Source organism: Streptomyces lateritius (assembly GCF_014649715.1).
Taxonomy (GTDB): domain Bacteria; phylum Actinomycetota; class Actinomycetes; order Streptomycetales; family Streptomycetaceae; genus Streptomyces; species Streptomyces lateritius.
In genome coordinates this window covers 57,390-81,242 of the sequence record NZ_BMTO01000011.1, presented here as the reverse complement: position 1 = coordinate 81,242, position 23,853 = coordinate 57,390, and the positions used below count along the sequence as shown (strand labels likewise).

At 73.7% G+C, this 23,853-nt stretch carries 20 protein-coding genes; 14 read left to right on the top strand and 6 right to left on the bottom strand.

The features are described 5' to 3' along the window. Window positions 1–95: 95 nt before the first annotated feature. Both IE136_RS22835 and IE136_RS22830 read left to right on the top strand, forming a co-directional pair. Window positions 96–6,191, top strand: a complete 6,096-nt coding sequence (locus IE136_RS22835; RefSeq protein ID WP_229819051.1) for a DNRLRE domain-containing protein — start codon at window positions 96–98, stop codon at window positions 6,189–6,191. A gap of 87 nt (window positions 6,192–6,278) precedes the next feature. Further along, entirely contained in the window at window positions 6,279–6,608 is a 330-nt protein-coding gene (locus IE136_RS22830) for a hypothetical protein (protein WP_158992099.1), read from the top strand. 95 nt (window positions 6,609–6,703) lie between these two features. Here the strand turns inward: IE136_RS22830 and IE136_RS22825 are convergent, their stop codons facing one another. After that, window positions 6,704–7,246, bottom strand: coding sequence for a GNAT family N-acetyltransferase (locus IE136_RS22825; protein ID WP_189601259.1), 543 nt, complete (start codon window positions 7,244–7,246; stop codon window positions 6,704–6,706). Between the two features lie 284 nt (window positions 7,247–7,530). Here IE136_RS22825 and IE136_RS22820 point away from each other — a divergent pair, with 284 nt between their 5' ends. Continuing rightward, on the top strand, window positions 7,531–8,799 hold the full coding sequence (locus IE136_RS22820) for an aminotransferase class I/II-fold pyridoxal phosphate-dependent enzyme (RefSeq protein ID WP_189601258.1): 1,269 nt from the start codon (window positions 7,531–7,533) through the stop codon (window positions 8,797–8,799). 57 nt (window positions 8,800–8,856) lie between these two features. Further along, window positions 8,857–9,894 (top strand): MBL fold metallo-hydrolase, encoded by a 1,038-nt coding sequence (locus IE136_RS22815; protein WP_158992105.1) that lies wholly within the window; start codon window positions 8,857–8,859, stop codon window positions 9,892–9,894. Here the strand turns inward: IE136_RS22815 and IE136_RS22810 are convergent. Both IE136_RS22810 and IE136_RS22805 read right to left on the bottom strand, forming a co-directional pair. Next, window positions 9,874–10,524 carry a DedA family protein gene (locus IE136_RS22810; RefSeq protein WP_158994857.1) on the bottom strand — a complete coding sequence of 217 codons (651 nt, stop codon included), beginning with the start codon at window positions 10,522–10,524 and terminating at the stop codon, window positions 9,874–9,876. The two genes, IE136_RS22815 and IE136_RS22810, sit on opposite strands and share 21 nt — an antisense overlap. A 20-nt stretch (window positions 10,525–10,544) precedes the next feature. After that, window positions 10,545–11,318, bottom strand: a complete 774-nt coding sequence (locus IE136_RS22805) for an MBL fold metallo-hydrolase (RefSeq protein WP_189601333.1) — start codon at window positions 11,316–11,318, stop codon at window positions 10,545–10,547. A gap of 342 nt (window positions 11,319–11,660) precedes the next feature. Here IE136_RS22805 and IE136_RS22800 point away from each other — a divergent pair, with 342 nt between their 5' ends. From IE136_RS22800 to IE136_RS22770, 7 genes are all read left to right on the top strand, one after another. Further along, window positions 11,661–12,065 (top strand): serine integrase family protein, encoded by a 405-nt coding sequence (locus IE136_RS22800; protein WP_158992109.1) that lies wholly within the window; start codon window positions 11,661–11,663, stop codon window positions 12,063–12,065. A 120-nt stretch (window positions 12,066–12,185) separates the two neighbouring features. Next, the gene (locus tag IE136_RS22795; protein ID WP_189601257.1) at window positions 12,186–14,357 is read left to right on the top strand and encodes a phage holin family protein; all 2,172 of its coding nucleotides are present in this window, start codon (window positions 12,186–12,188) and stop codon (window positions 14,355–14,357) included. Window positions 14,358–14,435: 78 nt separating this feature from the next. Further along, entirely contained in the window at window positions 14,436–15,902 is a 1,467-nt protein-coding gene (locus tag IE136_RS22790) for an amino acid permease (protein WP_189601256.1), read from the top strand. Between the two features lie 66 nt (window positions 15,903–15,968). Continuing rightward, window positions 15,969–16,379, top strand: coding sequence for a hypothetical protein (locus IE136_RS22785; RefSeq protein ID WP_189601255.1), 411 nt, complete (start codon window positions 15,969–15,971; stop codon window positions 16,377–16,379). Window positions 16,380–16,430: 51 nt separating this feature from the next. After that, window positions 16,431–16,610, top strand: a complete 180-nt coding sequence (locus IE136_RS22780) for a hypothetical protein (RefSeq protein WP_158992117.1) — start codon at window positions 16,431–16,433, stop codon at window positions 16,608–16,610. Window positions 16,611–17,524: 914 nt separating this feature from the next. After that, on the top strand, window positions 17,525–18,802 hold the full coding sequence (locus tag IE136_RS22775; RefSeq protein WP_189601254.1) for a phage baseplate protein: 1,278 nt from the start codon (window positions 17,525–17,527) through the stop codon (window positions 18,800–18,802). A 186-nt stretch (window positions 18,803–18,988) separates the two neighbouring features. Continuing rightward, window positions 18,989–19,402 carry a hypothetical protein gene (locus IE136_RS22770; protein WP_158992121.1) on the top strand — a complete coding sequence of 138 codons (414 nt, stop codon included), beginning with the start codon at window positions 18,989–18,991 and terminating at the stop codon, window positions 19,400–19,402. Here the strand turns inward: IE136_RS22770 and IE136_RS22765 are convergent. After that, window positions 19,392–20,207 carry a helix-turn-helix domain-containing protein gene (locus IE136_RS22765; RefSeq protein WP_189601253.1) on the bottom strand — a complete coding sequence of 272 codons (816 nt, stop codon included), beginning with the start codon at window positions 20,205–20,207 and terminating at the stop codon, window positions 19,392–19,394. The genes IE136_RS22770 and IE136_RS22765 overlap by 11 nt on opposite strands. Before the next feature lie 92 nt (window positions 20,208–20,299). Between IE136_RS22765 and IE136_RS22760 the strand changes: the two genes are divergently transcribed. Together IE136_RS22760 and IE136_RS22755 are read left to right on the top strand one after the other, a co-directional pair. Beyond that, complete coding sequence (locus tag IE136_RS22760; RefSeq protein ID WP_158992125.1) at window positions 20,300–20,605, top strand: 4a-hydroxytetrahydrobiopterin dehydratase; 306 nt, start codon at window positions 20,300–20,302, stop codon at window positions 20,603–20,605. A 40-nt stretch (window positions 20,606–20,645) separates the two neighbouring features. Next, a complete protein-coding gene (locus tag IE136_RS22755) occupies window positions 20,646–21,380 on the top strand; it encodes a class I SAM-dependent methyltransferase (RefSeq protein WP_189601332.1) in 735 nt (244 codons plus the stop codon). Here the strand turns inward: IE136_RS22755 and IE136_RS22750 are convergent. Together IE136_RS22750 and IE136_RS22745 are read right to left on the bottom strand one after the other, a co-directional pair. Continuing rightward, window positions 21,367–21,852 carry a hypothetical protein gene (locus IE136_RS22750; protein WP_158992127.1) on the bottom strand — a complete coding sequence of 162 codons (486 nt, stop codon included), beginning with the start codon at window positions 21,850–21,852 and terminating at the stop codon, window positions 21,367–21,369. The two genes, IE136_RS22755 and IE136_RS22750, sit on opposite strands and share 14 nt — an antisense overlap. Further along, complete coding sequence (locus tag IE136_RS22745) at window positions 21,849–22,760, bottom strand: NmrA family NAD(P)-binding protein (protein WP_189601252.1); 912 nt, start codon at window positions 22,758–22,760, stop codon at window positions 21,849–21,851. The genes IE136_RS22750 and IE136_RS22745 overlap by 4 nt, the downstream gene beginning before the upstream one ends. A gap of 82 nt (window positions 22,761–22,842) precedes the next feature. Between IE136_RS22745 and IE136_RS22740 the strand changes: the two genes are divergently transcribed. After that, window positions 22,843–23,775 carry an AraC family transcriptional regulator gene (locus IE136_RS22740; protein WP_158992131.1) on the top strand — a complete coding sequence of 311 codons (933 nt, stop codon included), beginning with the start codon at window positions 22,843–22,845 and terminating at the stop codon, window positions 23,773–23,775. The last annotated feature ends 78 nt before the right edge of the window (window positions 23,776–23,853 follow it).

The window sequence follows — 23,853 nt, the reverse complement described above, 5'->3', positions numbered from 1 at the left end:
GTTTGGGAGGGATTGTGCCAAAGAGGCCCCAGTGGTCCAGTACGCGCAGATCGACCCGTCGACCACTGCGCATGATCGCCGGTGCGGTAGCCGTCGTGCTAGCCGCCGAGACGGCCGTGGTCGTCGCCACCACCGGTCAGGCCGTCGCCCTCGGCTCGCAGCAGACCGGCGCGCGGGCAGCCGCAGTGGAAGCCGCGCCCAAGGGACCCGCCGTGGCCCAGGACGAGGCGTCCGCCCGGCTGATGGCCCGGTTGCAGAAGCGCAGGATCGAGGTCCTGTCGGCGCGCACCGAGACCTCGGCCACCTATGCGCTGCCCGACGGGCAGATGCAGACCGCCGTGTACGCGGCGCCCGTCCGGGTCAAGAAGGACGGCGCCTGGCAGGACATTAACACCACGCTCGCCGACGCCGGCGCGGACCTGCGGCCCAGGGCCGCGACGGCGGACGTCACCGTCTCGGACGGCGGAGACACGAAGCTCGCCTCCGTCGCTCGCGACGGGCGCGGCTTCGCCATGGGCTGGGAGAAGAACCTGCCCGCGCCGAAGCTGAAGGGGGACACCGCAGCGTACGACCTCGGCGGCGGCGAGACGCTGACCGTCACCGCGCTGCCCCAGGGCTTCTCGCAGAACGTCCACCTGGCCAAGGCGCCCACGGAGCCGGTCAGTTACCGGATACCCGTCGAGGCCAAGGGGCTGAAGCTGTCCCAGGCGCCCAGCGGACGGCTGCTGCTCAAGGACTCGGCGGACAGGCTGGTCGCCGAGGCGCCCGCGCCGATGATGTGGGACTCGTCCAAGGACCCGCGTTCGGGCGAGTCCAAGCACCTGGCCAAGGTCCCGGTGAAGATCGAGACGGCGAAGGACGGGAAGCAGACCCTCGTCCTGTCGCCGGACCCGAAGTACTTCACCAAGGACCTGACCTACCCGGTCACGGTCGACCCGACCTCGACCCTGGCCGCCTCCACCGACACCTGGGTGGCCACCAACTACCCGGACTCGCAGGTCTCCTCGGCCGAGCTGAAGTCCGGCACGTACGACGGGGGCACCACCAAGGCCCGCGCCTACCTGAAGTTCGACGTGTCGGCCTTCAAGGGCAAGCGCGTCAACGACACCAACCTGGGCCTCTACTCGTACTACTCGTCGACCTGCTCGACCACCGGCTCCGGCACGCAGGTGCGGCGCATCACCGGTGACTGGAACTCCTCCACGATCACCTGGGGCGCGCAGCCGGCGACCACCGACGCCGGCGCGGTGACCAGCACCGCCGCCAAGGGCTACAACTCCACCTGCCCGGCAGGCACCGTCGACTTCGACATCGACGCGATCGTGCAGGCGTGGGCCGACGGCCAGCCCAACCACGGTCTGCAGATCCGCGGTACCAGCGAGACCGACTCACTGACATGGCGGCGTTACCGCTCGGCGAACTACGTCAGCGGCGACCACGCCCAGGAGCCGCACCTGACGGTCACCTATGACTCGTACCCGGGTTCGCCGACCGCCTCCGCGATCTCCCCGTCCGCCGTCAACGCGTACAACGGCATCCGGTACGTGACCTCGGTGACCCCGACGATGTCCGCGAAGGTCACCGACCCCGACGGCGCCACGGTCCGGGCCCAGTTCGAGATCACCCCCGACCCGGCGTACAACGAGACCACGTACACGTACACGGGCACCAGCGCCGCCGTGGCCTCCGGGTCGACCGCGACGCTGACCGTCCCGTCGGCGAACCCGTTGCCGTCGGGGCCGAAGCTGCGCTACCGCGTACGGGGCTACGACGGGACGTTCTACGGCCCGTGGAGCGCGTACATGCCGTTCGGCGTGAACACCGCCAAGCCGGCCGCGCCCACCATCAGTTGCCAGACGTATGCCAAGGACACCTGGACCGCCCGCGCGAGCGGCGCGGTGACCTGCACCCTGGACACCGCGTCCACCGACGGCCAGGGCTTCCTGTGGGGTCTGGACGACGCCAACCTGCCCCAGCGCGTGGACGACACCGTCAACGGCACCGGCGGTGACGCGCTGACCATCTCGGTCAACCCGGAGGACGGCTGGCACACCCTGCGCGCCAAGACGATCGACTCCGGCGGCAACCTCTCCACGGACGTCACCAGCTACAGCTTCGGGGTGGGCGCCGACGGCGCGGCCGTCATCTCCCCCTCCGACGGTGACGACACGGCGCGGCGCGTGTCCCTGCAGGCCAAGGGCAAGGCCGAGTACACCGGCGTGACGTACGAGTACCGGCGGGGCGAGACCGACGCCTGGAAGACCGTGCCGACCGCCCAGGTGACGACCACCACGGGCGGGGCCGTCAGCTGGCCGGCCCAGGTCACCTCCGGCACCGCGCCTCCGCTCGTGTGGGACGCGGCCACCTCGCTGGCCGAGGACGGCGTGCTCGAACTGCGGGCCGTGTTCGACTCCGGCACGACCGCGAAGTACAACTCCCAGGTCGTCGAGGTGACCCTGGACCGGCAGGCCGGCAACGCGCCGAGCGTCGAGGTGGGCCCCGGTACGGTCAACGCGCAGACCGGTGACTTCACCTTCAGCGACACCGACGCGGACGTCTTCGGGCTCTCCGCCGAGCGTTCGCACTCCTCGCGCCGGCCGGTGGCGCAGGAGGTCCAGGAGGGCCAGGCCGCGATCTTCGGCCCCAACTGGTCCTCCGGTGTGGGCGCGGAGGACGCGGGCACCGACTGGACGGTCCTGCGCAAGACCTCGGCCACCTCGGTCGAGATCCTGGACTCCACCGGTGTCGCCACCGCCTTCACCGCGACCAGCGGCGGCGGCTGGAAGGCCGAGTCGGGCTCCGAGGACCTGACCCTGACGGGCTCGCTGACGGGCTCCTTCACGCTGAAGGACACCGGCGGCACCGTGAGCGTCTTCCGCAAGGTCGACACGGCCGCCGCCTCCTGGACGCTGGCCACCACGGCTCTGTCGGTCGACGACTCCACCACCACCGTCGTCTCCGAGAAGGTGACCGTCGGCGGCGCGGTGCAGTCCCGGCCGAAGTACCTGATCGGCGCCTCCCCCGCGGTCGACGCGGCCACCTGCCAGGCCACCCCGGCGACCAACGGCTGCCGCGTCCTGGAGTACGTGTACGCGTCGTCCACCACGGCGACGGCGACCGCGTTCGGCACCTACGCCGGACAGGTCGCGCAGCTCAAGCTCTGGGCCACCAGCCCGGGTGCGAGCGCGGCCACGGCCGAGACGGTCGCGCAGTACGCGTACGACGCCTCCGGGCGGCTGCGCGAGGTGTGGGACCCGCGGGTCAGCCCGGCGCTGAAGACCGCCTACGCATACGACAGCGCGGGCCGGCTCACCACGCTCACCGAGCCGGGCGAGCTGCCGTGGACTCTGACGTACGGCAAGGCCGGCACCGCGGTCACGGCGGGCGAGGGCATGCTCCTGTCCGCGTCGCGGCCCACCCTGAAGCAGGGCAGCGCCACCGAGACGGACGGCGGCAAGGCGGTCACCACGGTCGTCTACCAGGTGCCGGTCTCCGGCTCCAACGCCCCCTACCAGATGAACGCGGCCGCGGTCGCCGTCTGGGGCCAGAGCGACGCCCCGGTCGAGGCCACCGCCGTCTTCCCGGCGGACCAGGTCCCGGCCTCCAACGTCGGCACCTCGCTGACCGCGGGCGCGTACAAGCGGGCGACGATCGTGTACGCCGACGCGTCGGGCCGTGAGGTCAACACGGCGCAGCCGGGCGGCCACATCGACTCCGTCGACTACAACCAGTTCGGCTCCGAGGAGCGCTCCCTGACCCCGGGCAACCGGGCTCTGGCGGTCGGCGCCACCGACGCGGCCAAGGCGGAGCTCACCCGGCTCGGCATCATCGACGCGACCGTCGCCGAGCGCGCCGAGCAGCTGTCCACCCGCACCGTGTACAGCGCGGACGGAAAGCGCGAGACCGAGGAGTTCGGTCCGCTGCACCTGGTGACCCTGGAGCGCGCCCTGACCGGGGGCACCGCCGAGGGGACGCTGCCCGCGGGCACCGAGGTCCCGGCCCGTACGCACACCGTCAACACCTACGACGAGGGCCGTCCCGCCGACGCGGCGGTGGCGGACCTGGTGACCACCACGGTCACCGGGGCCGCCGTGCAGGGGTACGCCACCGACGCCGACCGCCGCACCACGGCGACCGGCTACGACTGGGCCTCCGGCCGGCCGACGCGCAGCGTCGTCGACCCGGGCGGCCTGGGCGTCACCACCACCACGGCGTACGACGCCGCGGGCCGCGAGATCCGGAAGACCTCCGGCCGTTCCGACGGCGGCGACGCGCTGACCACCCTGACCGAGTACTGGTCGGCGACCGGCACCGGTGCCTGCGCGGGCAAGCCCGCCTGGGCCGGTCTGGTGTGCCGCACCCGTCCGGCCGGGACGGTCACCGGCGGCGGCTCCCACCCGGCCGAACTGGTCACCAAGACCTACGGCTACGACCGCTGGGGCAACGTCTCCACGGCCACGGAGACCGCCAACGGCGCCACCCGCACCACCACGGTCACCACCGACGCGGCGGGCCGGCAGATCAGGTCCGCCGTCACCGGCGGCGCGGGCACCGCGGTGCCCGAGGCCACGACCGTCTACCACCAGCAGAACGGCGAGGTCGCCTCGCAGACCGCCGCCGGTGCCACCGTGGCGTACGGCTATGACGCGCTCGGCCGCCGGATCAGCACCACGGACGGCAGCGGAAACACCGTCACCGCGGCCTACGACGCCCTGGACCGGCCGGTCCAGGTCTCCGACTCGGCTCCGTCGACCACGACGTACGCCTACGACACGGCCGTCGAGCCGCGCGGTCTGGCCACCAAGGTGACCGACTCGGTCGCCGGGACCTTCGCCGGCACCTACGACGCGGACGGCGAACTCGCCACCGAGTCCCTGCCCGGCGCGGTCTCGCTGACCGTCGACCGGGACCCGGCGGGCAACACCACCGCCCGCACCTACGCGGCCGCCGACGGCACGGCCCTGCTGTCCGACACCACCGGACACACCGCGCACGCGCAGCAGGCCGGGCACAACCAGTCCGACGGCACCGCCACCTCCACCGCGTACACCTATGACGCGGCGGGGCGGCTCGTGACCGCGAAGGACACCGCGGACGCCCTGTGCACCCGCAGGTCCTACGCGTTCGACGCCAACAGCAACCGCACCGGTCTGACCACGGCCGACTGCTCCGAGGGAGGAACCGCCTCCACCAGCACCTCGCACACGTACGACAGCGCCGACCGGATCGTCGACAGCGGCTACGCCTACGACGCCTTCGGCCGCACCACCGCGACGCCGTCCGGTGCCCAGCTGACGTACTACGCCAACGACCTCGTCCACAGCGAGACCGTCGGCGACCGCCGCCAGACCTGGAACCTCGACGCCACCGGCCGCCTGGCCGCGTGGACCGTGGAGGCCAAGGGGACGGACGGCACCTGGACGAGGACCGAGGCCAAGACGCACCACTACGGCACCGGGGACAACCCGACCTGGACCGTGGAGGACGCCCAGGGCACCCTCACCCGCTACGTCAACGGTCTCAGCGGGCAGCTGACCGCGACGACGGACAAGACCGGCGGGCTCGTCCTGCAGCTGCTCAACCTGCACGGCGACGTCTCGGTGCAGCTCCCGGCGGACACCACCCAGGCGCCCGTGGTGCTGCGCACCGACGAGTACGGCAACCGGACCGAGGGCACGACCGCCGCGCGGTACGGCTGGGTCGGCGGCCACCAGCGCTCCTCGGAGACACTGAGCGGCTCCACGCTGATGGGCGTCCGCCTCTACTCGCCGGCCACCGGCCGCTTCCTGCAGACCGACCCCGTCCCGGGGGGCTCGCTCAGCGCCTACGCGTACCCGGGCGACCCGGTGAACTCGCAGGACCTGGACGGCCAGCGCTGGAAGAAGAAGAAGGTCTGGCACGTCAAGAAGAAGAAGGCCAAGAAGCTGGCCCGCGCCCTCAAGGCGGGCGCGCGTCTGGCGTCGGCCTTCGGCCGGGTCGGCCTGGTCATGCCGTCCTTCTGGGCCAAGATCGCGGGCCTGGCGCTGGAAGCCATCGGCGGTGCGATGCGGTGGTTCGCCACCGAGATCCAGATCAAGAACGCGATGCCCAAGAGCAAGGGCGTCAAGATCACGGTCGGGATCTGGCAGCACAAGGGGTTCTGGTCATGGGTCATGTACCCGAAGATCAAGGTGAACCGCTGGAAGAAGTAGCGGGCTGAGGGGAGGGGGTCGGCACGACCGGCCCCCTCCCCGCACCTCTCCGTTTTCCCGGACTTCCCACGAAGCGAGGACGTCTCAGTGATCGTGTTCCAAGCCGCTTTCCTGCTGCTCCTGGCCACCCAGGCCGTACTGGTCGTGCGGCACGGCCGTGGCTGGAGACTGGAGTCGGCCGTCACCGCCGGATTCGCCCTGGCCTTCCTCCTCCTGCCGCCCGACGGCGGATGGAACCTGATGGAGACGGCGGTCAGGGTGTACGTGGCGGTGGGCGTCGCTCCCCTCGTCGAGAAGGCCCTCCGCAAGGCCGGCACCCCGCGCAAGGCCCTCGACGACCCCCGCTCCCCGCGCTTCTGGGCGGCGGCAGCGGCCTGTGTCCTGCTGGCGGCCCTGGTCGCGCGCGTCCCGCTCTAGGTCGTGTCCGAAAGTAGCGCCGTCTGCCCGCGGCCAGGCGCGACTTCACGGACACGGCCCAAGGCTCCCCGACCGGCCCGGTCGGGCCCCTCGCGTCAGGCGTCCGCCAGGCGCAGCTCCCAGCGGACCTCGCCGTCCTGGCGGAGGTCCGTGGGGGTCAGGCCGACCGCCCGTGCGACGGCGGCCGAGGCGTGGTGGTCGGGGTGGATGCGGGCCAGGACGGTACGGACCTCATGGGACCGGAGCCAGCCGACCAGCGCGGAGGCCGCTTCGGAGGCGAAGCCCCTGCCCTGCCACGCCGTACCCACCACCCAGGCGATCTCGGCGACCCGCCCGGCCGGAACCGCGTCCGAGCCGGCGTCCGTGTCCGTGACGGTCGCCTGGACCGTGCCCGCCAGGCTGCCCGCCGCGCGCGGACGCAGGACCCAGTTGCACCACGAGACCCCCGGGTCGGGCGAACCGGCGAGCATCCGCGCGTACCGCCCGCGCAGCCCGGGCTCGGAGTCGGGGGCGCCGCCGATGAACGTGTGCAGGGCCGGGTCGGCGAGGACCGTCGCCATCTCGGGGGCGTGGTCGATCCGCAGCGGCACGAGGTCGATGCGAGCGGTCCGTAGGGGGACGGCGGTGAGATCGCTCATGGGACCAGTCTGCGACCGGTCCGCGGCGGGCCTGCTCCGTTCCCTGGTGGGGGAGCGGCACCGCCGGGCGGCGGCTCGACCCCGCCGTCACCCGGACGGCCCTCGTCGAGTCCGCCGGAAACGGCCGGCCCGCGTGGGCGGTCCGCCGCACGCGGGGCGTCACCCCGGCACCGCGGTGAGGCGCCCGGTCGCCGTCGTCCGAAGCGGCGCGCCCGCCCGAACCTTCGTATAAAGGCACTGTGGCGCCGTGCGGGGCGCCCGCCGGTGTTCAGGAGGTACGGGAGATGGGGCAGACGGGTCCGGAAGGCCGCGGCCCGGTGCGCTACGGGCCGCCCGCCCCGGAGCCGGGGCTGCCCGTGCCACCGGGACTCGCCGCCGTCCTCGCCGCGGCGGCCGGCCGCACCGCCGCCGAGCCCTCGGGCGGCGGCCCCCTGCTGCGCGACGCCGCCGGCGGCTACTGGTGGCGCCGTGGCATGCGCACCCACGCCGAGGACGTGGTCGCCGCGCCCGGCGCCCAGCCGCTCCTGCTCGCGCTGATCGCCGCCCACGGCGGCGACGTCCTCATGCCCCGGCCCTGCCCCGCCTGGTGGACCCCGCAGGCCCGGCTCCTCGGCCGCCCCGCCTACCACGTGCCCACGCCCGCCGAGTGCGGCGGTGTCCCCGACCCGTACGCCCTGCTCGAAACCGTGCGGCGGGTCCGCGCCGAGGGCGGTCACCCCCGGCTCCTGCTGCTCTCGGTCCCCGACGACCCCACCGCCACCCTCGCCCCACCCGAACTGGTCCGCGAGGCGTGCGAGGCCGCCGTCGCCGAAGGGCTGCACATCGTCAGCGACGAGACCTGGCGCGACACCCTGCACCGGCGCCACGACACCGTGCTCGTCAGCCCCGCCGAGATGTGCCCGGACGACGTCACCGTCCTCACCGACCTCGCCGGAGCTCTCGCGCCGGCCGCCTGGCCCTGCGCCGTGGCCCGCTTCCCGCCCACCGACCCCTCCCGCGCCGACCGCTGGACCGACCCGCGCGCCCGCACCCTCGACATCCTCACCGCCCTGGGCGCCGTCGTCGCCGGCCCGATCGCCGCCGCCGCGGCGTACGCCCTCGACGAACCGGAGGACGTGACCGTACGGGCCGGCCGCGCCGCCTCCCTCCACGCGCGGGTCGCCGCGGCCGCCCACCGCGCCGTGCTCACCGCCGGCGCACTCGCCCTGCCCCCGCAGGCCGGGCGCCATCTCTACGCCGACCTGGGGCCACTGCGGCCGGGGCTCGCCGCCCGGGACGTCACCGACTCCCTGGAGCTGGAGAACCACCTCACCCGGCGGCTCGGCACACCGGTCCCCGGCGGCCACCGCTTCGGCGACGAACTCGGCGCCCTGCGCGTCCGGTTCGACACCAGCGTGTTCCTGGGGTCTACCGAAGAGGAGCGGGCGGAGTCCTTCACTTCCCCCGAGCCCCTGGAATTGCCGCACGTGTCACGCGCGTTGAGCTCCTTCGGAGCCGCCCTGGAGGAACTCCGCCGGGATCCGGGGGAGTCCGGCACCACGGCGCACCGCTGAGGAACCGAGCACCCGACGACCCGACCCGCGTCCACCACGTCAGGACGGAGCCCCCAGATGACGGACCAGACGGAGCGCGCCTCCCGCGACACCCCGGCCGCGCCGTCCGGGCGCCCGTCGGTGGCCGGGGGAGGCCTCCAGCCCCTCGGCAGGATCCGGAACGACTGGCCGCGCTCCTTCGCCGACCGGCTCACCGCACCGCTCCCCGGCCTGCGCGCCATGGCCCGGCTCGCCCGCGAGGGCGCCGTGCGCCCCGGCCCCGACGGACTGCGCGACATCCCGCTCCTGCCGTTCGCGCCGGGTCCGCTGCCCCCGGCCGGGCCCGGGACCCTCGCCGTCACCTGGGCGGGCCACGCCAGCTGGATCCTCCACGTCGGCGGCCTCACGGTGCTCACCGACCCCGTCTGGTCCCGCCGCATCCTCGGCACCCCCGCCCGGATCACCCCGGTCGGCGTCCGCTGGGAGGACCTGCCGCCCGTCGACGCGGTCGTCATCAGCCACAACCACTTCGACCACCTCGACGCCCCCACCCTCAAACGGCTGCCGAAGGACACCCCGGTCTTCGTCCCCGCCGGACTCGGCCGCTGGTTCGCCCGCCGCCGGTTCGCCCGGGTCACCGAGCTCGACTGGTGGGAGGCAGCCGAACTCGGCGGCGTACGCTTCGAGTTCGTCCCCGCCCACCACTGGTCCAAGCGGACCCTCCTCGACACCTGCCGCTCACTGTGGGGAGGCTGGGTCCTGACCGACCGGGACGACCGGAAGGTGTACTTCGCCGGGGACACCGGCTACGGCCACTGGTTCGCCGAGATCGGCCGCCGTCACCCCCGTATCGACCTGGCGCTGCTGCCGATCGGCGCGTACGACCCGCGCTGGTGGCTCAGCGACGTCCACACCGATCCCGAGGAGGCCGTCCGGGCCTTCCAGGACCTGGGGGCGCGACGGATGGCGCCGATGCACTGGGCGACCTTCGTCCTGTCCTCGGAGCCGGTCCTCGAACCTCTCACCCGGGTCAGGGCCGCCTGGAGCCGCGCCGGCCTGCCCCGTGAGGACCTGTGGGACATCCCGGTGGGGGCCTCACGGGTGCTGGCCCCGTGAAGCAGCCCCCCGGCGGGCGCTCCGTCGGGTACGCCGGGCCTCCCGCAGGCGACGCCACAGCGCCGGCCCCGCGCTGATCAGCACCGTCAGGACCACCGCCGCCACCACGCCCTGCCACGGCTCGGGGAACAGCGAGCCGCCCAGGATCCCGATGAGCTGGTACGTCGCCGCCCACGCCAGACAGGCCGCCACGTCCCCGCGCAGGAACCGGCGCAGCGGCATGCCCGACAGCAGGCACGCCAGCATCACCGGGATCCGCCCCGCCGGCACCAGCCGGGACAGGACGAGTACCGACACCTGATGGGCGTCCAGCTTCGCCTGCGCCTGCGCGAGCCGGTCGGGGGTGACCCGGCGGCGCAGCGCCGCCAGCCACCGGGATCCGTTCTTCGAACGGATCCCGCGCTGCCCCAGCCAGTACAGCGCCGCGTCTCCCAGGAGCGCGGCGAAGGCCGCCACCAGGAACACGAACAGCAGCGCGAGCGGCGACGTCTGATGGAACGCGACCACGGCCGCCGAGCTCACGACGGCCCCGGTAGGCACCACCGGCACCAGCGCGCCCAGCGCCACGAGGAGGAACAGCGAGGGGTAACCGACCGCCTGCTGCGTCGACTCGGGCGGCAGGCCCCCCATGAGCCTCATCAGGCCGTCGATCACCGGGCGACCTCGGGCCGCACCCGCTCGCCGTGGCCGAGCAGATGCACCACCACCTTCGGCGCGAGCCGCGCCGCGTGCCGCACGAACTCGTCGCCCGGGGAGTGGAACTCGTGCGGGCGCACCCCGTCCATCCCGATCGGCCAGTACGTGCCGTAGTGCACCGGCACGGCCGCCGCGGGGGAGAGCGCCGCGAGCGCCCGCGCCGCCCGCCCCGCGTCCAGATGACCGTGCCCCAGATACGGCCCCCAGCCACCCACCGGGAGCAGCGCCACGTCCACCGGCCCGACCGCCTCCGCCATCCCGTCGAAGAGACCGGTGTCGCCGGCGAAGTACGTCCGCGCCTCGCCTTCCACGACGTACCCGAGCGCGGGGGAGCGGTGCGGCCCCACCGGCAGCCGCCGGCCGTCGTGGAGCGCCGGCACGGCCCGTACCGTCACGCCCTCCACGCTCACCTCGTCCCCCGGCCCCATCTCGGTCAGCCGCAGCCCCCGCCCGTCGAGCCGCCGCAGCGCCGGTACGGCGCGGGGCGCGCCGCGCGGCACGAGGAGCCGGGTGCCGGGGGCGAGCCCGGCGAGCGAGGGCAGATGGAGATGGTCCGCGTGCAGGTGGGAGACGAGCACCGCCTCGGCGACCGCGGCCCGGGCGGGCGGCAGCGCACCGCGCCGCCGCCGCAGATGCGCGAGCCGGCGCGCGAAGAGCGGATCGGTCAGGAACCGGACACCGGAGTCCTCGACCGTGCAGGTGGCATGACCCCACCAGGTGACCTCCACCGCACGCCGTCCTTCCACCGAGCCGATGGGACTGGTACCGAGGGTAGATGTCCACGGCGGGTGACGCGGGGCGTCCGCGGTGGGTCGCGGGGGCAGCCATCGGTCAGCAAGGGGACGGGAGCCGCGGTGAGCACGAGAGGAACGAGGGGCGTCACGGGAACGAGGGGCACGACCGGGAACGGGGGGCACGATCGGGAACGCGGCGCGGTGTCCGCGGTGCGGGGGCGTCCTGGCCGTCACCCAGGACGGGTGGAGGACCTGCCACACCTGCGGATACTCCTCGCCGCCGTGACGCTGGGGCGCGCCCTCCTCGACCGCCGCCGTTCGGAGTAGGGTCGCTCCATGGACGACGTTCGGGTGGCGGCGATCGCCAGCCTCACCCCGCTCGAGGAACTCGACAGCGACCCCTTCCTTGTCGACACGCGCAGCCAGCACGCGATGTGCGCCCGCTGGGCCCACGACAAGGGCTATGTCGTGACGAGGCAGCTGCTCTTCTACGGGATCCGGCCCGACCACGACGCGCTCTGGGCGGACGTGGACGCCGGGCACGTCGACCTCTTCGTGGCCCCCAACGAGCGGGTCCTGGCACGGGCCTTGACCGACGTGCCGGGGTTCTTCGCGGAGTGCGAACGCAGAGGTGTACGGCTGGAGACCGCGGGACTCGACGAGCCGTCGTACGACGCCGCCGGGAAAGCCGACGTACACCGCAGGCTCTCCATGCCCACCGCAGGCTACGACGGCTGTTAGACCCCCCGGGGCGCCCCGCGACCCCGCGCCCTGTCACCGGCCCGATCCGGCCGACGGCCCCGGGCCCGACGGGCGTTGTGCCACGCTTGAGGCAGGAAACGGGTGAAAGGCGAACCAGGCGTGGGTGACGGGCGATGGCGTACCGCCGGCCGGTGGCGGACCGCGGGCAGCGCCCTGGCGCGGGTGATCGTGGTCTGGGCGGTGTCGACCCTCACCATGCTGGCCCTGGCCGGGTTGCTGCCCGACTTCCAGCTCCAGTCCCCCGACGGCGACAGCATCACCCGTACCGCCCTCACGGCCGTCTGGGGCGCCGGCGCGTTCGGCCTCCTCGGCGCGCTGGTGTGGCCCGCGATCGTGCGGGCGCTGCTGCTCGTACCGGCTCTGGTGCTGGGCTTGTTGGTCTTCTTCCTGAACGGCTCGCTGCTGCTCGTCGCGCTCTGGCTCATCCCCGACGGGCGCGGCGCCGCCGACCCCGAGACCGCCGTCGTGGTCGCCGCCGTGATGTCGGCCGTCGCCTCCGCCACCTCCACCGCGTTCGCCGTGCGCGACGACGAGGCCTACCGCCGCCGCCTCTACCGGCTCGCCGACCGCAAGCGGCCCCGGCGCGTCACCGGCGACGGTGCGGAGCCCGTCCACGGCACCGTCTTCCTGCAACTCGACGGCGTCGGACACCAGGTGCTGCGCGACGCCGTCGCCGACGGGCTGATGCCGACCGTCGCCGACTGGCTCGGCACCACCCACCGGCTCACCCCCTGGCGCACCGACTGGTCCAGCCAGACCGGCGCCAGTCAGCTTGGCATCCTGCACGGCTCCAACGAGGACGTGCCCGCCTTCCGCTGGTACGAGAAGGACACCGGCCGGCTGATGGTCAGCAACCGGCCCGCGAGCGCTGTCGAACTCCAGCGGAGGGCCATCGAACGCACCGGTGACGGCGGGCTGCTGACCCTCGACGGCGCCTCCCGCGGCAACCTGTTCAGCGGAGGCGCCGACCAGCTCGCCCTCGTGCTGTCGATGGCCGCCCGGCGCGGCCGGCGCAACCGCTCGCGCGCCGGCTACTTCGCCTACTTCTCCGATCCCGCCAACGCCGTCCGTACCGCGGGCTCGTTCCTCGCCGAGGCGGCCCGGGAGATGGTCCAGTCGACCCGGTCGCGGCTGCGCGGGGATGCCCCGAGGGTCTCGCGCGGCGGCGCCTATCCCTTCATCCGGGCCTTCGCCACGGTCGTGGAGCGCGATGTCGTCGTCGCCGCGGTGATCGGGGACATGCTGGCGGGGCGGACCGCCGTCTACGCCGACCTCGTCGGCTACGACGAGGTCGCGCACCACTCCGGGCCGCACGGCCGGGACACCGATCAGGTCCTCGCGCGGCTGGACCGCTCGATCGCGCTGATCGCGAAGGTCGCCGAGCACGCGCCCCGCCCGTACCGGATCGTGCTCCTCTCCGACCACGGTCAGAGCCCGGGCGAGACGTTCGAGTCCGCGTACGGCCTGACCCTCAAGGACCTGGTCCGGGCCGGCTGCGGGCTGCCCGTGCCGCGCCGGGTGCGGCGCACCCGCAGCGGTTCGGAGGCCAGGGACGCGGCCCGCGACGCGCTGCGCAGCGCCCTGCACCGGCCGGTGGACGCCTACGACGAGTGGGCGACGGAGGGCGCGGAGGCCGGGTCGCCGGCCGCCCGGCCGTCCGAGCCGGTGGTGCTGGCCTCCGGGAACCTGGGCCTGATCTCCTTCCCCGACGTGCCGCACCGGGCGACCCGCGAGGAGATCGACCGCCGCCACCCCGCTCTCCTGGGCACCCTCGCCAACCACCCGGGCATCGGCTTCCTGCTCGTGGCGAGCGCCGAGCACGGTTCGGTCGTGCTGGGGCGGGACGGGGCGGAGGTGCCGGTCGCCGAACTCGCCGAGGACGGGCCGCTCGGGCCGCTCGCGGTCTTCGGGCCGGGCGCGGCGGACGCGGTGCGGCGTACGGACGGATTCCCGCACGTCGCCGACATCATGGTCAACTCGATGTACGACCCGGCGACCGGCACGGTCCACGCCTTCGAGGAGCAGATCGGCTCGCACGGCGGTCTCGGCGGCGAGCAGTCGTACCCCTTCCTGCTGGCGCCGGTGGACCTGTCGGCGCCGGTCGCGGACGGGGCCGAGCTCGTGGGCGCGGAGCGGGTGCACCGGGTGCTGCGCAGGTGGCTGAGAGAGTGCGCGGGTCCGCAGGTGCCGCTGAAGATTTCACCGCCGACCGGCGATGTGGAAGCACTTCTTCCGGTTGATGACCCCGTAGTACCGGACAAAAACGGGTGATTTGGTGGGGCGTCTCGTATCCCGGACCATGTTCGGGTTTGTACGACGAGAGGCGCACCACCCCCCATGAGCACGGCCATGTCCGAAGAACAGAACACGCACGCCCCGCGCGCCGCACAGGCGCCCCACGCCGCCGAGGCCCCGCAGGCCGAGGAAGGCGAGCGCGGCACGCAGGGCACGCACGCCCGGCGGTTCGGCCTGCCGGTCGCCACGGCCCTGGTCATGGGCAACATCATCGGCGGCGGAATCTTCCTGCTGCCCGCCTCCGTCGCCCCCTACGGCACCGTCAGCCTCGTCGCCTTCTGCGTCCTCACCCTCGGCGCGATCGCCCTGGCCCTCGTCTTCGGCCGCCTCGCCCGACGCCATCCGCTGACCGGCGGCCCCTACGTCTACGCCCGCGAGGCCTTCGGCGACTTCGCCGGATTCCTCGCCGCCTGGTCGTACTGGATCACCACCTGGGTCTCCAACGCGGCCCTGGCCGTCGCCGCCGTCGGCTACCTCGACGTCCTCCTCCCCGTCCAGGGCTCCACGGCCGCCACCATCGCCGCCGCGCTGGCCCTCCAGTGGCTGCCGGCCCTCGCCAACCTCGCCGGCACCCGGTACGTGGGCGCCGTGCAGCTCGTCGCGACCGTCCTGAAGTTCGTCCCCCTCCTGCTGGTCGCCGTGGGAGGACTGTTCTTCTTCGACAGCGCCAACCTCGGGCCCTTCCAGGCCGAGGGCGACAGCGCCCTCGGCGCGATGTCCGCCTCCGCCGCGATCCTGCTCTTCAGCTACCTCGGCGTCGAGTCGGCGGCCGTCAGCGCGGGAGAGGTCCGCGACCCGCGGCGCAACGTCGGCCGGGCCACCGTCCTCGGCACCCTCGGCGCCGCCACGATCTACCTCCTCGGCACCCTCGCCGTCTTCGGCACCGTCGCCCACGACCGGCTCGTCGAGTCCGACGCACCCTTCTCGGACGCCGTGAACGTCATGTTCGGCGGCTCCTGGGGCGGGATGGCCGTCGCCTGCATGGCCCTCGTCTCCATGGTCGGCGCGCTCAACGGCTGGACGCTGCTCAGCGCCCAGACCCCCTACGCGGCGGCGCGGGACGGCCTCTTCCCGAAGGTCTTCGCGCACAAGCGACGCGGGGTCCCCACGGTCGGCGTCGCCGTGACCGTCGTCCTCGCCTCGCTGCTCACCGTCTACAACTACACAGCGGGCACCCAGGGCGTCTTCGAGATCCTGGTCCTCGTCACCACCTTCACCGCCACCGTGCCCTACCTCCTGTCCACCGCCGCGCAGATCTACTTCCTGCTCTCCGGCCGGACGGAACGCGTCCACCGAGCCCGCCTGATCCGGGACGCGGTCCTGGCCGGGGCCGCCTTCACCTTCTCCATGTGGCTGGTGGCGGGCTCCGGCTACGCGGCGGTCTACCAGGGAGTGCTGTTCCTCTTCGCCGGTGTGCTCGTGTACGCGTGGATGGCGGCCCGCAAGGTCCGGGACCGGGCCACGGTGACGGCGGCGGTCGAGGACGCACCCGAGCCGGTGAATTCCGGCCTGCCCGCGTAGGCCGCGCGGGCGGATCCGTGACCGCTCCCGGCAAGGCGCGCACGCCACGGGGCAGTACGCAGTCTCGTGAGCCACGCGCCCGTCCCCGCGCACCGCGCCGAACCGCCCGCCCCCGTGGACGGCTCGGCGCGCGGGTCGTCCACGGCCGCGACCGGGGCGATCGGCCGGGCGCGGCGTGGCTTCCTCGTCCTCGGGCTGGTGCTCGCCGCGCTGTTCGGGGTCTGCGCCGGGGGCGCGGGACCGGTGGGCGCCGAGGCCAGGCCGCCCGCCGCGAGCACCGCTCCGGACCTCGGCGGGGAGGGCCAGGAGGTCACCGAGACCGAGGCCGCCCCGCCCGGCCGGGCCCGGCCCCGGTACCGGGGCGTCCGTACCCGGAGCGCGCGGCCAGGCCCGGCCCCCGCCCGGCCGTCGGCCCTCGCCCCCGTCTCCGCACCCCGCACGAGCGACGCCCACCGGTGCGTGGTGATGCGCTGCTGAGAGGCCCCGCCTCTCCCAGCCCCCACCCCAGCGCACCCCAAGGAGCTCGCCATGCCCGTCGACCCCTTCGCCGTTCTCAACGCCATGCTGCGCGCCGAGGCAGCCCGCCACGACAGGACCGCCCGCCCGGCCCGTGCCCCCCGCGCCACGGAGTCCGAATCCGAACGCTCCCGGTTCCAGGAGAGCCCGTCCGAGGCGGCGCCCGCCCGGGAGGCGGCCGCCGGCCGCTGACGGAAACGCCGCCCGACCCCCGGGTCCGGGGCCGGGCGGCGACGGCTGGGCCGCGCCGGCACCGCCGACGGGACGGACGGGCGCCGACACGGCCCTGTCGTCCGCCTTCGTCCCGGGCCCCCGGGCCGCCTCCCGCGCCGGTCGGACCCACGCGGCGAGGCGGACGGGGCGCGGCAGTGGAGCGTGACGACCAGCATGAGGCCGGCGGCGAGCAGCGCCGGCGCCATGAGGGCCGGGACCAGGCCGACGAGCGGCCCGGCCACCAGACGGCAGAGACCGCCCACGGCGAGGGCCGTCGGCCGGTCCACGCGCAGGGCGATCACCGCCGCCCCCCAGCGGGAACACGCCGACGCCGCCGGTCGACGACCAGCCCACGACGCCGTGCGACGGCTCGGCGAGACCGTGGTGGCCCGTGCCGGCGACCCGTTGCAGGACCTTCTTCATGCCGATGGCGCTCGGCACGGCGCCGCGCGAGCAGCAGCCCGGCGGCCGCGGCACCGAGCACCGTTCACCGAGCACCGCGACGGTGAACGGAGCGCCGGACGCCTCCGCCCATCGCCACGATCGACTCACCGAGCACGATGGCGACGATCAGGCGGTGCGGTGCGGTCCGGTTCGGCGAAGTGCGCGGGCGAGCCGCCCCGCCACCCGGAGGGCCGGGTGAGGTGGAGCCCGCCCTCGTCGACGGCCACCGCGCCGAGCCGCAGCAGGAGTTGGACGATGCCGCGGGCCCCAAGAGCGGCAGCACCAGCGGCGGCACCACCGGGACCGGTGCCGTGGGCCGCAGGGTGACCGACGGCGGTCCCCCGGCCGTCCGGCGCGAACAACACCCGTGCACGGCGCCGCCGCGGCTCTTTGGCAGACTTCCCCTGCCCCGGCGGGAGACGCCGGAAGTGGACCGAGGAGCGGCAGCGTTGAGCGTCACCATCGAAGGACAGATAGACCTCGCGGGACCGGTGGGCAAGCTGCTCCACCGGCGCCCGCTGAAGAACTCCACCGTCATGCAGTCGTTCGGCATCGACCCGGTCTCGGGCGACGTCTTCGTCCTCCAGCCGATGTCGGGCGGCATCCAGCTCACCGGTGAGCCGGCGGCCGTCGACTACGCCACGCGGATCGAGCACGGGGACCTGTGCGTCACCCGCCTGAACCCGGCGGGAGCGATCACCGGCCACATGTATCTGCGCGGCTTCGGACACGGAGTCGGCATGGGCCTGGAGAACCGGGCCGGCGTCATCCGCCTCTGGACCGAGACGGCGTCCTTGCCCAACGGTTCGAAGAAGGGCTTCGGAACGGCCGTCACCAGCTTCGAGTTCCGTTCCGGCACCGTTCTCGACCACGGCTCCCCACTGCACACCCCGCCCTACCGGCCGGGAGCGGGTGCCCGCTTCGTCACCTGCACCGTCGACCGCTCCGCCGGCGAGCTGGTGCTCCGCTTCGAGCTCGACCTGAAGATGTACTTCGAGCGGTACGACCTGGCCAAGGCGTCGGCCGGTGTGTGGGAGCCGATCCAGCGCATTCCCCACCCCGACCAGAAGGGCTGGTTCCAGGGGTACACCTCTCACGGCGGTGTCCTGTACATGCTCTCGGGCATGCCCATCCACCCCGACTACCCCGAGAACCCACCGCCGGGCAACACCTATCTGACGGCGGTCGACTGGACCACCGGCGCCATCCTCGACCAGCGGCTGTGCGTGGCCGCTCCCGGCCTCGAGTACCGCGAGCCCGAGGGCATGACCGTCGCGCTGCGCGACGGCGTCCCGCACCTCTACTTCGGCTTCGCCTGCGAGGAACCCGGCCCGCGCACCTGCACCATCCTGTTCCTGTCGGCGGCGCCGGAGACCGACGGCGTGAAGGTCCTCACCGACTGGCAGCCCCTCACCCTGAACGCCGGCGTCACCGCCGACCAGAACGCCCCCAAGGGGCGGCTCGTCAGCATCGCCGGCGCCACGACGCTCCAGCTCAGCGGCGGCGTCAAGGGCTCCTTCGCCGCCGACACCGCCGTCGCGACCCTGCCCGACTCCCTGACCCCGACCATGCCCGCCCGCGCCAACGTCCCCCGCAACAACACCGGCGGCCAGTGCGTCGCCCGCCTGGAGGCCGGCACGGACCGGCAACTGCGGCTCTTCGGCGGACGCGACACCAACGTCATCACCTGGGCCCAGCTGGACAGTTTCAGCAGCGTCTGGCGCTGACCGGCCCGGCGGCGGCCGCGTCGGTCCCCACGAGCCGCGACCCCCCTCACCCGCATTACCTCGGACGTAATCGACCCGCCGCACGCGTCGCGGCATCGTGGTGTCCACCGGAACTCGGCCGGCGCACTCCGGCCGAGCTCCGGGTCCACCACCAGCGCGAACGTCCCCCATGGAGGGTGATCCGTCATGTCCCAGGCCCTGCTCGCCGGTCTCTCCCGCACCACCGAGCCGCAGTCGATGGTGCGCCGGTTCCTCGCCCTCGACGCCGTCGTCACCGGCGGCAACGGGCTCGCCTACGTCGCCGCCTCCGGACCCCTCGGGGAGCTGCTCGGCGTCGACTCCGGGCTGCTCCTCGGACTCGGCCTCTTCCTCACGGTGTTCGCCGCCGGCGTCGGATGGCTCGCGAGCCGCCCGCGGCCCTCCGCCCTCGGGGTGAAGCTCGTCGTCGACGCCAACATCGCCTGGGCCGTGCTCAGCGTCGTCGCCCTCGTCGCCTGGCTGGAGCCCACCACCGCCGGACTGCTGTGGACCCCGATGCAGGCCGCCACCGTCGCCGGCTTCGCCGGACTGCAGTGGTCGGCGCTGCGGGCTACGGAGTAGGACGCGACGACCGCAGATACGCGACCGTCGCCGGGTCGGCCGGGAGGAACGTCTCGATGGCCAGCTCGGCGACCGTGACGTCCATCGGCGTGTTGAACGTCGAGATCGACGACACGAACGACAGCACCTGCCCGTCGTGCTCGATCCGCATCGGCAGCGCGAAGTACGGATACGGCTCCGGGTCCTCCCGGTCGTCCGGCGCGCCGGCCGCCTCCGGCGGCGGGTAGGCGGCGACCTCCTCGTACAGCTCGCGCAGCGCCTTCGAGCGGGCCAGACCGATCTGACGCTCCATCTGGGCCAGCAGGTGCCCGCGCCATTCGCGCAGGTTCCGGATCCTCGGCGCCAGACCCTCCGGGTGCAGCGTGATCCGCATCGCGTTCATCGGAGGGGTCAGCAGATGCGCCGGAAGCCCCGTGAGCAGCATCCCGATGCTCTGGTTGGCCGCCACCACCGTGTACGAACCGTCCACGACGAGCGCCGGATACGGGTCGTACCCGGCGAGCAGTCGCTCGATCCCCTCCCGCAGGGTCTCCAGCCGCGGATCGTCGAGCGCCGACTCCGTGTACCGAGGGGCGTACCCCGCCGCCAGCAGCAGCGCGTTCCGCTCCCGCACCGGCACGTCCAGGTGCTCGGCGAGGCGCAGGACCATGTCCTCGCTGGGCCGTGAGCGACCCGTCTCCACGAACGAGATGTGCCGGGCCGAGGAATCGGCGCGCAGCGCCAGCTCCAACTGGCTCAGCCGCCGCCGCTCGCGCCAGCCGCGCAGCAGCGGTCCCACCCCCGTACCGGTCGCCACAGTCGTCATGGTCAGACGGTAACCCAGGTGTCGAGCGGGGTATCGACCCGTGGAGGGCCGTATCGTCACCGTCAGCAACCCCGACCGGAGGGAGTACGGACGTGCCCACGGAGCCGCTGTCGCAGAAGGAGATCGAGGACCGGCTGAGGGAGCTCCCCGGCTGGTCCCTCACGGGTGACCGGATCGCCCGCACGTACCGGCTCGGCGACCACTTCGCCGCGACCGCGCTCGTCGTCCACGTGGCCCGGATCCAGCAGGAGCTGGACCACCACTCGGATCTGACGCTCGGTTACAACACCGTGTCGCTCTCGATGAACACGCATTCCGCCGGAGGCGCCGTCACCGAGAAGGACTTCGAGCTCGCCGAGCGGGTGGAGAGCATCGCCCCGGCCCACGGCGCCGGTTGACCCGCGTGGGCGCCGTAGCATCTGCCGGGTGAGGGACAACCTGCCGGACTACGACGCCGAGGCGGACCGCTACGACGAGACCCGCGGCGGCGTGCCCCGGGCGGCTGCCGCCGCCGAGGCCGTGCTGCGCCTGATCCCGCCCGGGGCCCGCACCCTCATCGACCTGGCCTGCGGCACCGGCCTGGTCACCGAGCGGCTCACCCGCGACGGGCTGCGGGTGTACGGCGCCGACGCCTCGTACGGCATGGCCCGCAAGGCCGTGGAGCGCGTCCCCGGGAAAGTCGCCCTCGCCGACGCCCGACGCCTGCCCCTGCCGGACGCCGCCGTCGACGCGGTGAGCGCGGTCTGGCTGTTCCACCTCGTCCCCTTCGTGGACGAGATCGTGGCCGAGGCGGCCCGCGTCCTGCGCCCCGGAGGTGTGCTGATCGCGACCGTCGACAAGGACGCGGCCCACGACGTCGGCAGCGACATCGACCGCGTGCTCGCCCCCCACCGTTCCTCGGCAGGCGCCTTCGACCGGGGCGACCGGGTGACGGCGTACGCGGCCGTCCACGGCCTGGAGCCCGCCGACAGCACCCGCTTCACCGGCCACGGCCAGGGCGGCACACCACGCCGCACGGCCGAGAAGCTGCGCAGCGGCTACTTCACCTCCTGGTTCCGCGGCGGACCGCGCGCGATCGACACGCTCGCCACGGAGCTGGCCGCACTGCCGGACCAGGATCGCCGCCGTGACGACCCCCGGTACCGGCTGGTGTCCTACGTCAGGCGCGGCTGAACTCCATCACCCAGTTCGTCACCCAGTCCTCGCTGCCGACGGGCGCGAACGCCTGCTCCCATCGGGCCGTGGTGGACGAGATGCCGGACCAGCGGAAACGGACCCGGACGTCCTGCCCGTCGTAGGTGTCGAGCCCCTGGAACTCGCCCGTGCCGTCCTCGGCGAACCGGCCCCTGACCGGCGGATAGAGCCGCCCCGTCGTGCTGTTGGACCAGTTGAGCGTCCATTCGCCCGTCTCCGGCTCGTACAGCCGCAGGGTCAGCCCGCGGAACCCCTTCGACGGGAAGGCGATCTCGTCGACATGGGCACGGCCGTCCCAGAAGAGCCGGCCCGTGGTGTGCCCGTCGAACTCCTCCCAACCGCTGTCCGGATCCAGGTGGTCGGCGAGTCTGCGGTTGCGGACGGTCCACTGTCCGTCGAGGAAGCCGAAACCGAAGTCGTCGGCCGTGAGCGAATTCTCTGCGGGAGTCATGGCCGGATTGTAGGAGCGTCCCCTCGTGACGTGCCCGACACGACCTCACCCCATGCCTCGGCGGCGAAGGCCGTGAAGTCGCGCGGCTCGCGGCCCAGGACGCGCTTCACCCCGTCCGTCACCGACGCGTTGCCGCCGTCGAGCAGCGTCGCGAACAGGGCTGCCAGCCAACGCGCTTGGGGCTCCGGCAGGCCGAACCGCTCCAAGAGGTCGGCGTATTCGCTCTCGCTCATCGGCACGTACGCGACCTCGCGGCCGGAGGCGCGGGAGATCTCCGCCGCCGCCTCCGCGAAGGTCAGCAGCCGCGGTCCCGTCAGCTCGTGCACCCGGCCCGCGTGCTCCCGCGCCGTCAGCGTCTCGACGATCACGTCCGCCAGATCGTCGGCGTCGACGAACGGCTCGGCCGTCCCGCCCGCCGGAAACGCGATCGTGCCCGCCGCGACGCCCTCGGCCATCACCCCCTCGGAGAAGTTCTGCGTGAAGAACGCGGCCCGTACGACGGTCAGTTCGGCGCCCCCGGCGCGCAGTGCCTCCTCCGCCCGGACCGCCTCCGGCTCGCCGCGCCCGGACAGCAGCGTCAGCCGCCGCACGCCGTTCGCCACCGCCAGCTCACCGAAGCTCCGCATGGCCTCGACCGCGCCCGGCGCGGCGAGGTCCGGGTAGTAGTTCACGTACGCGGCGTCAGCGCCCCGCAGGGCGGGCGCCCAGGTCCCGCTGTCCTCCCAGTCGAACCGGGTCGTGCCGGTACGGGACCCCGCACGGACGGTCGCGCCGCGCTCCGTGAGCCGCTCGGCCACGCGCCGCCCGGTCTTGCCGGTGGCGCCCGTCACCAGAATCGTGTGCGTTCCGGCCATGTCCGTCCGCGTGTCGATGGTCGTGCCGGTGTGCGTGTTCGGGTTCGTCGTCATGTCCTCAGACTCGCGGGCGGCGGGCCGGCTTCCCATGCTCCACAGGCTCATTCCCATACGCCTGCGTCTACGCTTCCCACCCATGGACGCTCTCGCCGGACTCCTCGACGGACCGCGGGCCAAAGGGGCCTTCCTCCTGCGGATGGTCATGGAGCCGCCCTGGTCCGTCCGGATCGAGGATCGCGCACCCCTCTGCCTGATGTGCGTCACCGAGGGCGAGGCCTGGATCGTCCCCGGCCGGGGCGCGCCCGTCCCGCTGCGCCCCGGCGACATCGCGATCGCCCGCGGCCCCGAGCCGTACACCGTCGCCCACCGCGCCGACGCCCCGCCGCACGCGGTGATCGGCCCCGGCGGCGTCTGCACCACCCTCAGCGGCGAACCGCTCGCCGAGACCATGCACCTGGGCGTGCGGACCTGGGGCAACGCCGTCGACGGCTCCACCACCGTCCTCGTCGGCACCTACCCGATGGACGGCGAGGCCGGCCGACGTCTGCTCGACGCCCTGCCGCCCCTGCTGCACCTGCCGGCAGAGGTGTGGAACTGCCCCCTGATGCCCTTCCTCGACGAGGAGATCTCCCGCGACGAACCCGGCCAGAGCGTCGTCCTCGACCGGGTCCTCGACCTGCTCCTGATCGCCGCGGTCCGCGCCTGGTTCTCCCGGCCGGGCGCGCAGGCCCCGGCCTGGTACCGCGCCATGGCCGACCCCCTCGTCGGCCGCGCCCTGCGGCTCCTCCAGAACGACCCCGCCCGCCCCTGGACGGTCGCCACGCTCGCCGCGGCGGCGGGCGCTTCACGGGCCGGGCTCGCCCGCCGGTTCACCGACCTCGTGGGGGAGCCCCCGATGACGTACCTCACCGGCCGGCGGCTCGCGCTCGCCGCGGATCTGCTGCGGGAGACGGACGCCACCGTCGAGGCCGTGGCCCGCCAGGTCGGCTACAGCAGCGCCTTCGCGCTCAGCGCCTCCTTCAAGCGAGTACGGGGCGTCAGCCCGCAGGAGCACCGCACCCGCCTCTGAACGCGGGGCCCCCGTCCGAGCCGTCGGACATTTTGCCGGAACGGCAAGAGTGTTCGCCGTTCCGGCGGCTGCTGTCGC

Coding starts and splice junctions, on each gene's coding strand:
- IE136_RS22770 (WP_158992121.1), top strand. CDS start 18,989: ATGTCCCAGGCCCTGCTCGCCGGTCTCTCCCGCACCACCGAGCCGCAG.
- IE136_RS22740 (WP_158992131.1), top strand. CDS start 22,843: ATGGACGCTCTCGCCGGACTCCTCGACGGACCGCGGGCCAAAGGGGCC.
- IE136_RS22765 (WP_189601253.1), bottom strand. CDS start 20,207: ATGACGACTGTGGCGACCGGTACGGGGGTGGGACCGCTGCTGCGCGGC.
- IE136_RS22745 (WP_189601252.1), bottom strand. CDS start 22,760: ATGACGACGAACCCGAACACGCACACCGGCACGACCATCGACACGCGG.
- IE136_RS22750 (WP_158992127.1), bottom strand. CDS start 21,852: ATGACTCCCGCAGAGAATTCGCTCACGGCCGACGACTTCGGTTTCGGC.
- IE136_RS22780 (WP_158992117.1), top strand. CDS start 16,431: ATGCCCGTCGACCCCTTCGCCGTTCTCAACGCCATGCTGCGCGCCGAG.
- IE136_RS22820 (WP_189601258.1), top strand. CDS start 7,531: ATGGGGCAGACGGGTCCGGAAGGCCGCGGCCCGGTGCGCTACGGGCCG.
- IE136_RS22815 (WP_158992105.1), top strand. CDS start 8,857: ATGACGGACCAGACGGAGCGCGCCTCCCGCGACACCCCGGCCGCGCCG.
- IE136_RS22790 (WP_189601256.1), top strand. CDS start 14,436: ATGTCCGAAGAACAGAACACGCACGCCCCGCGCGCCGCACAGGCGCCC.
- IE136_RS22825 (WP_189601259.1), bottom strand. CDS start 7,246: ATGAGCGATCTCACCGCCGTCCCCCTACGGACCGCTCGCATCGACCTC.
- IE136_RS22800 (WP_158992109.1), top strand. CDS start 11,661: ATGGACGACGTTCGGGTGGCGGCGATCGCCAGCCTCACCCCGCTCGAG.
- IE136_RS22810 (WP_158994857.1), bottom strand. CDS start 10,524: ATGGGGGGCCTGCCGCCCGAGTCGACGCAGCAGGCGGTCGGTTACCCC.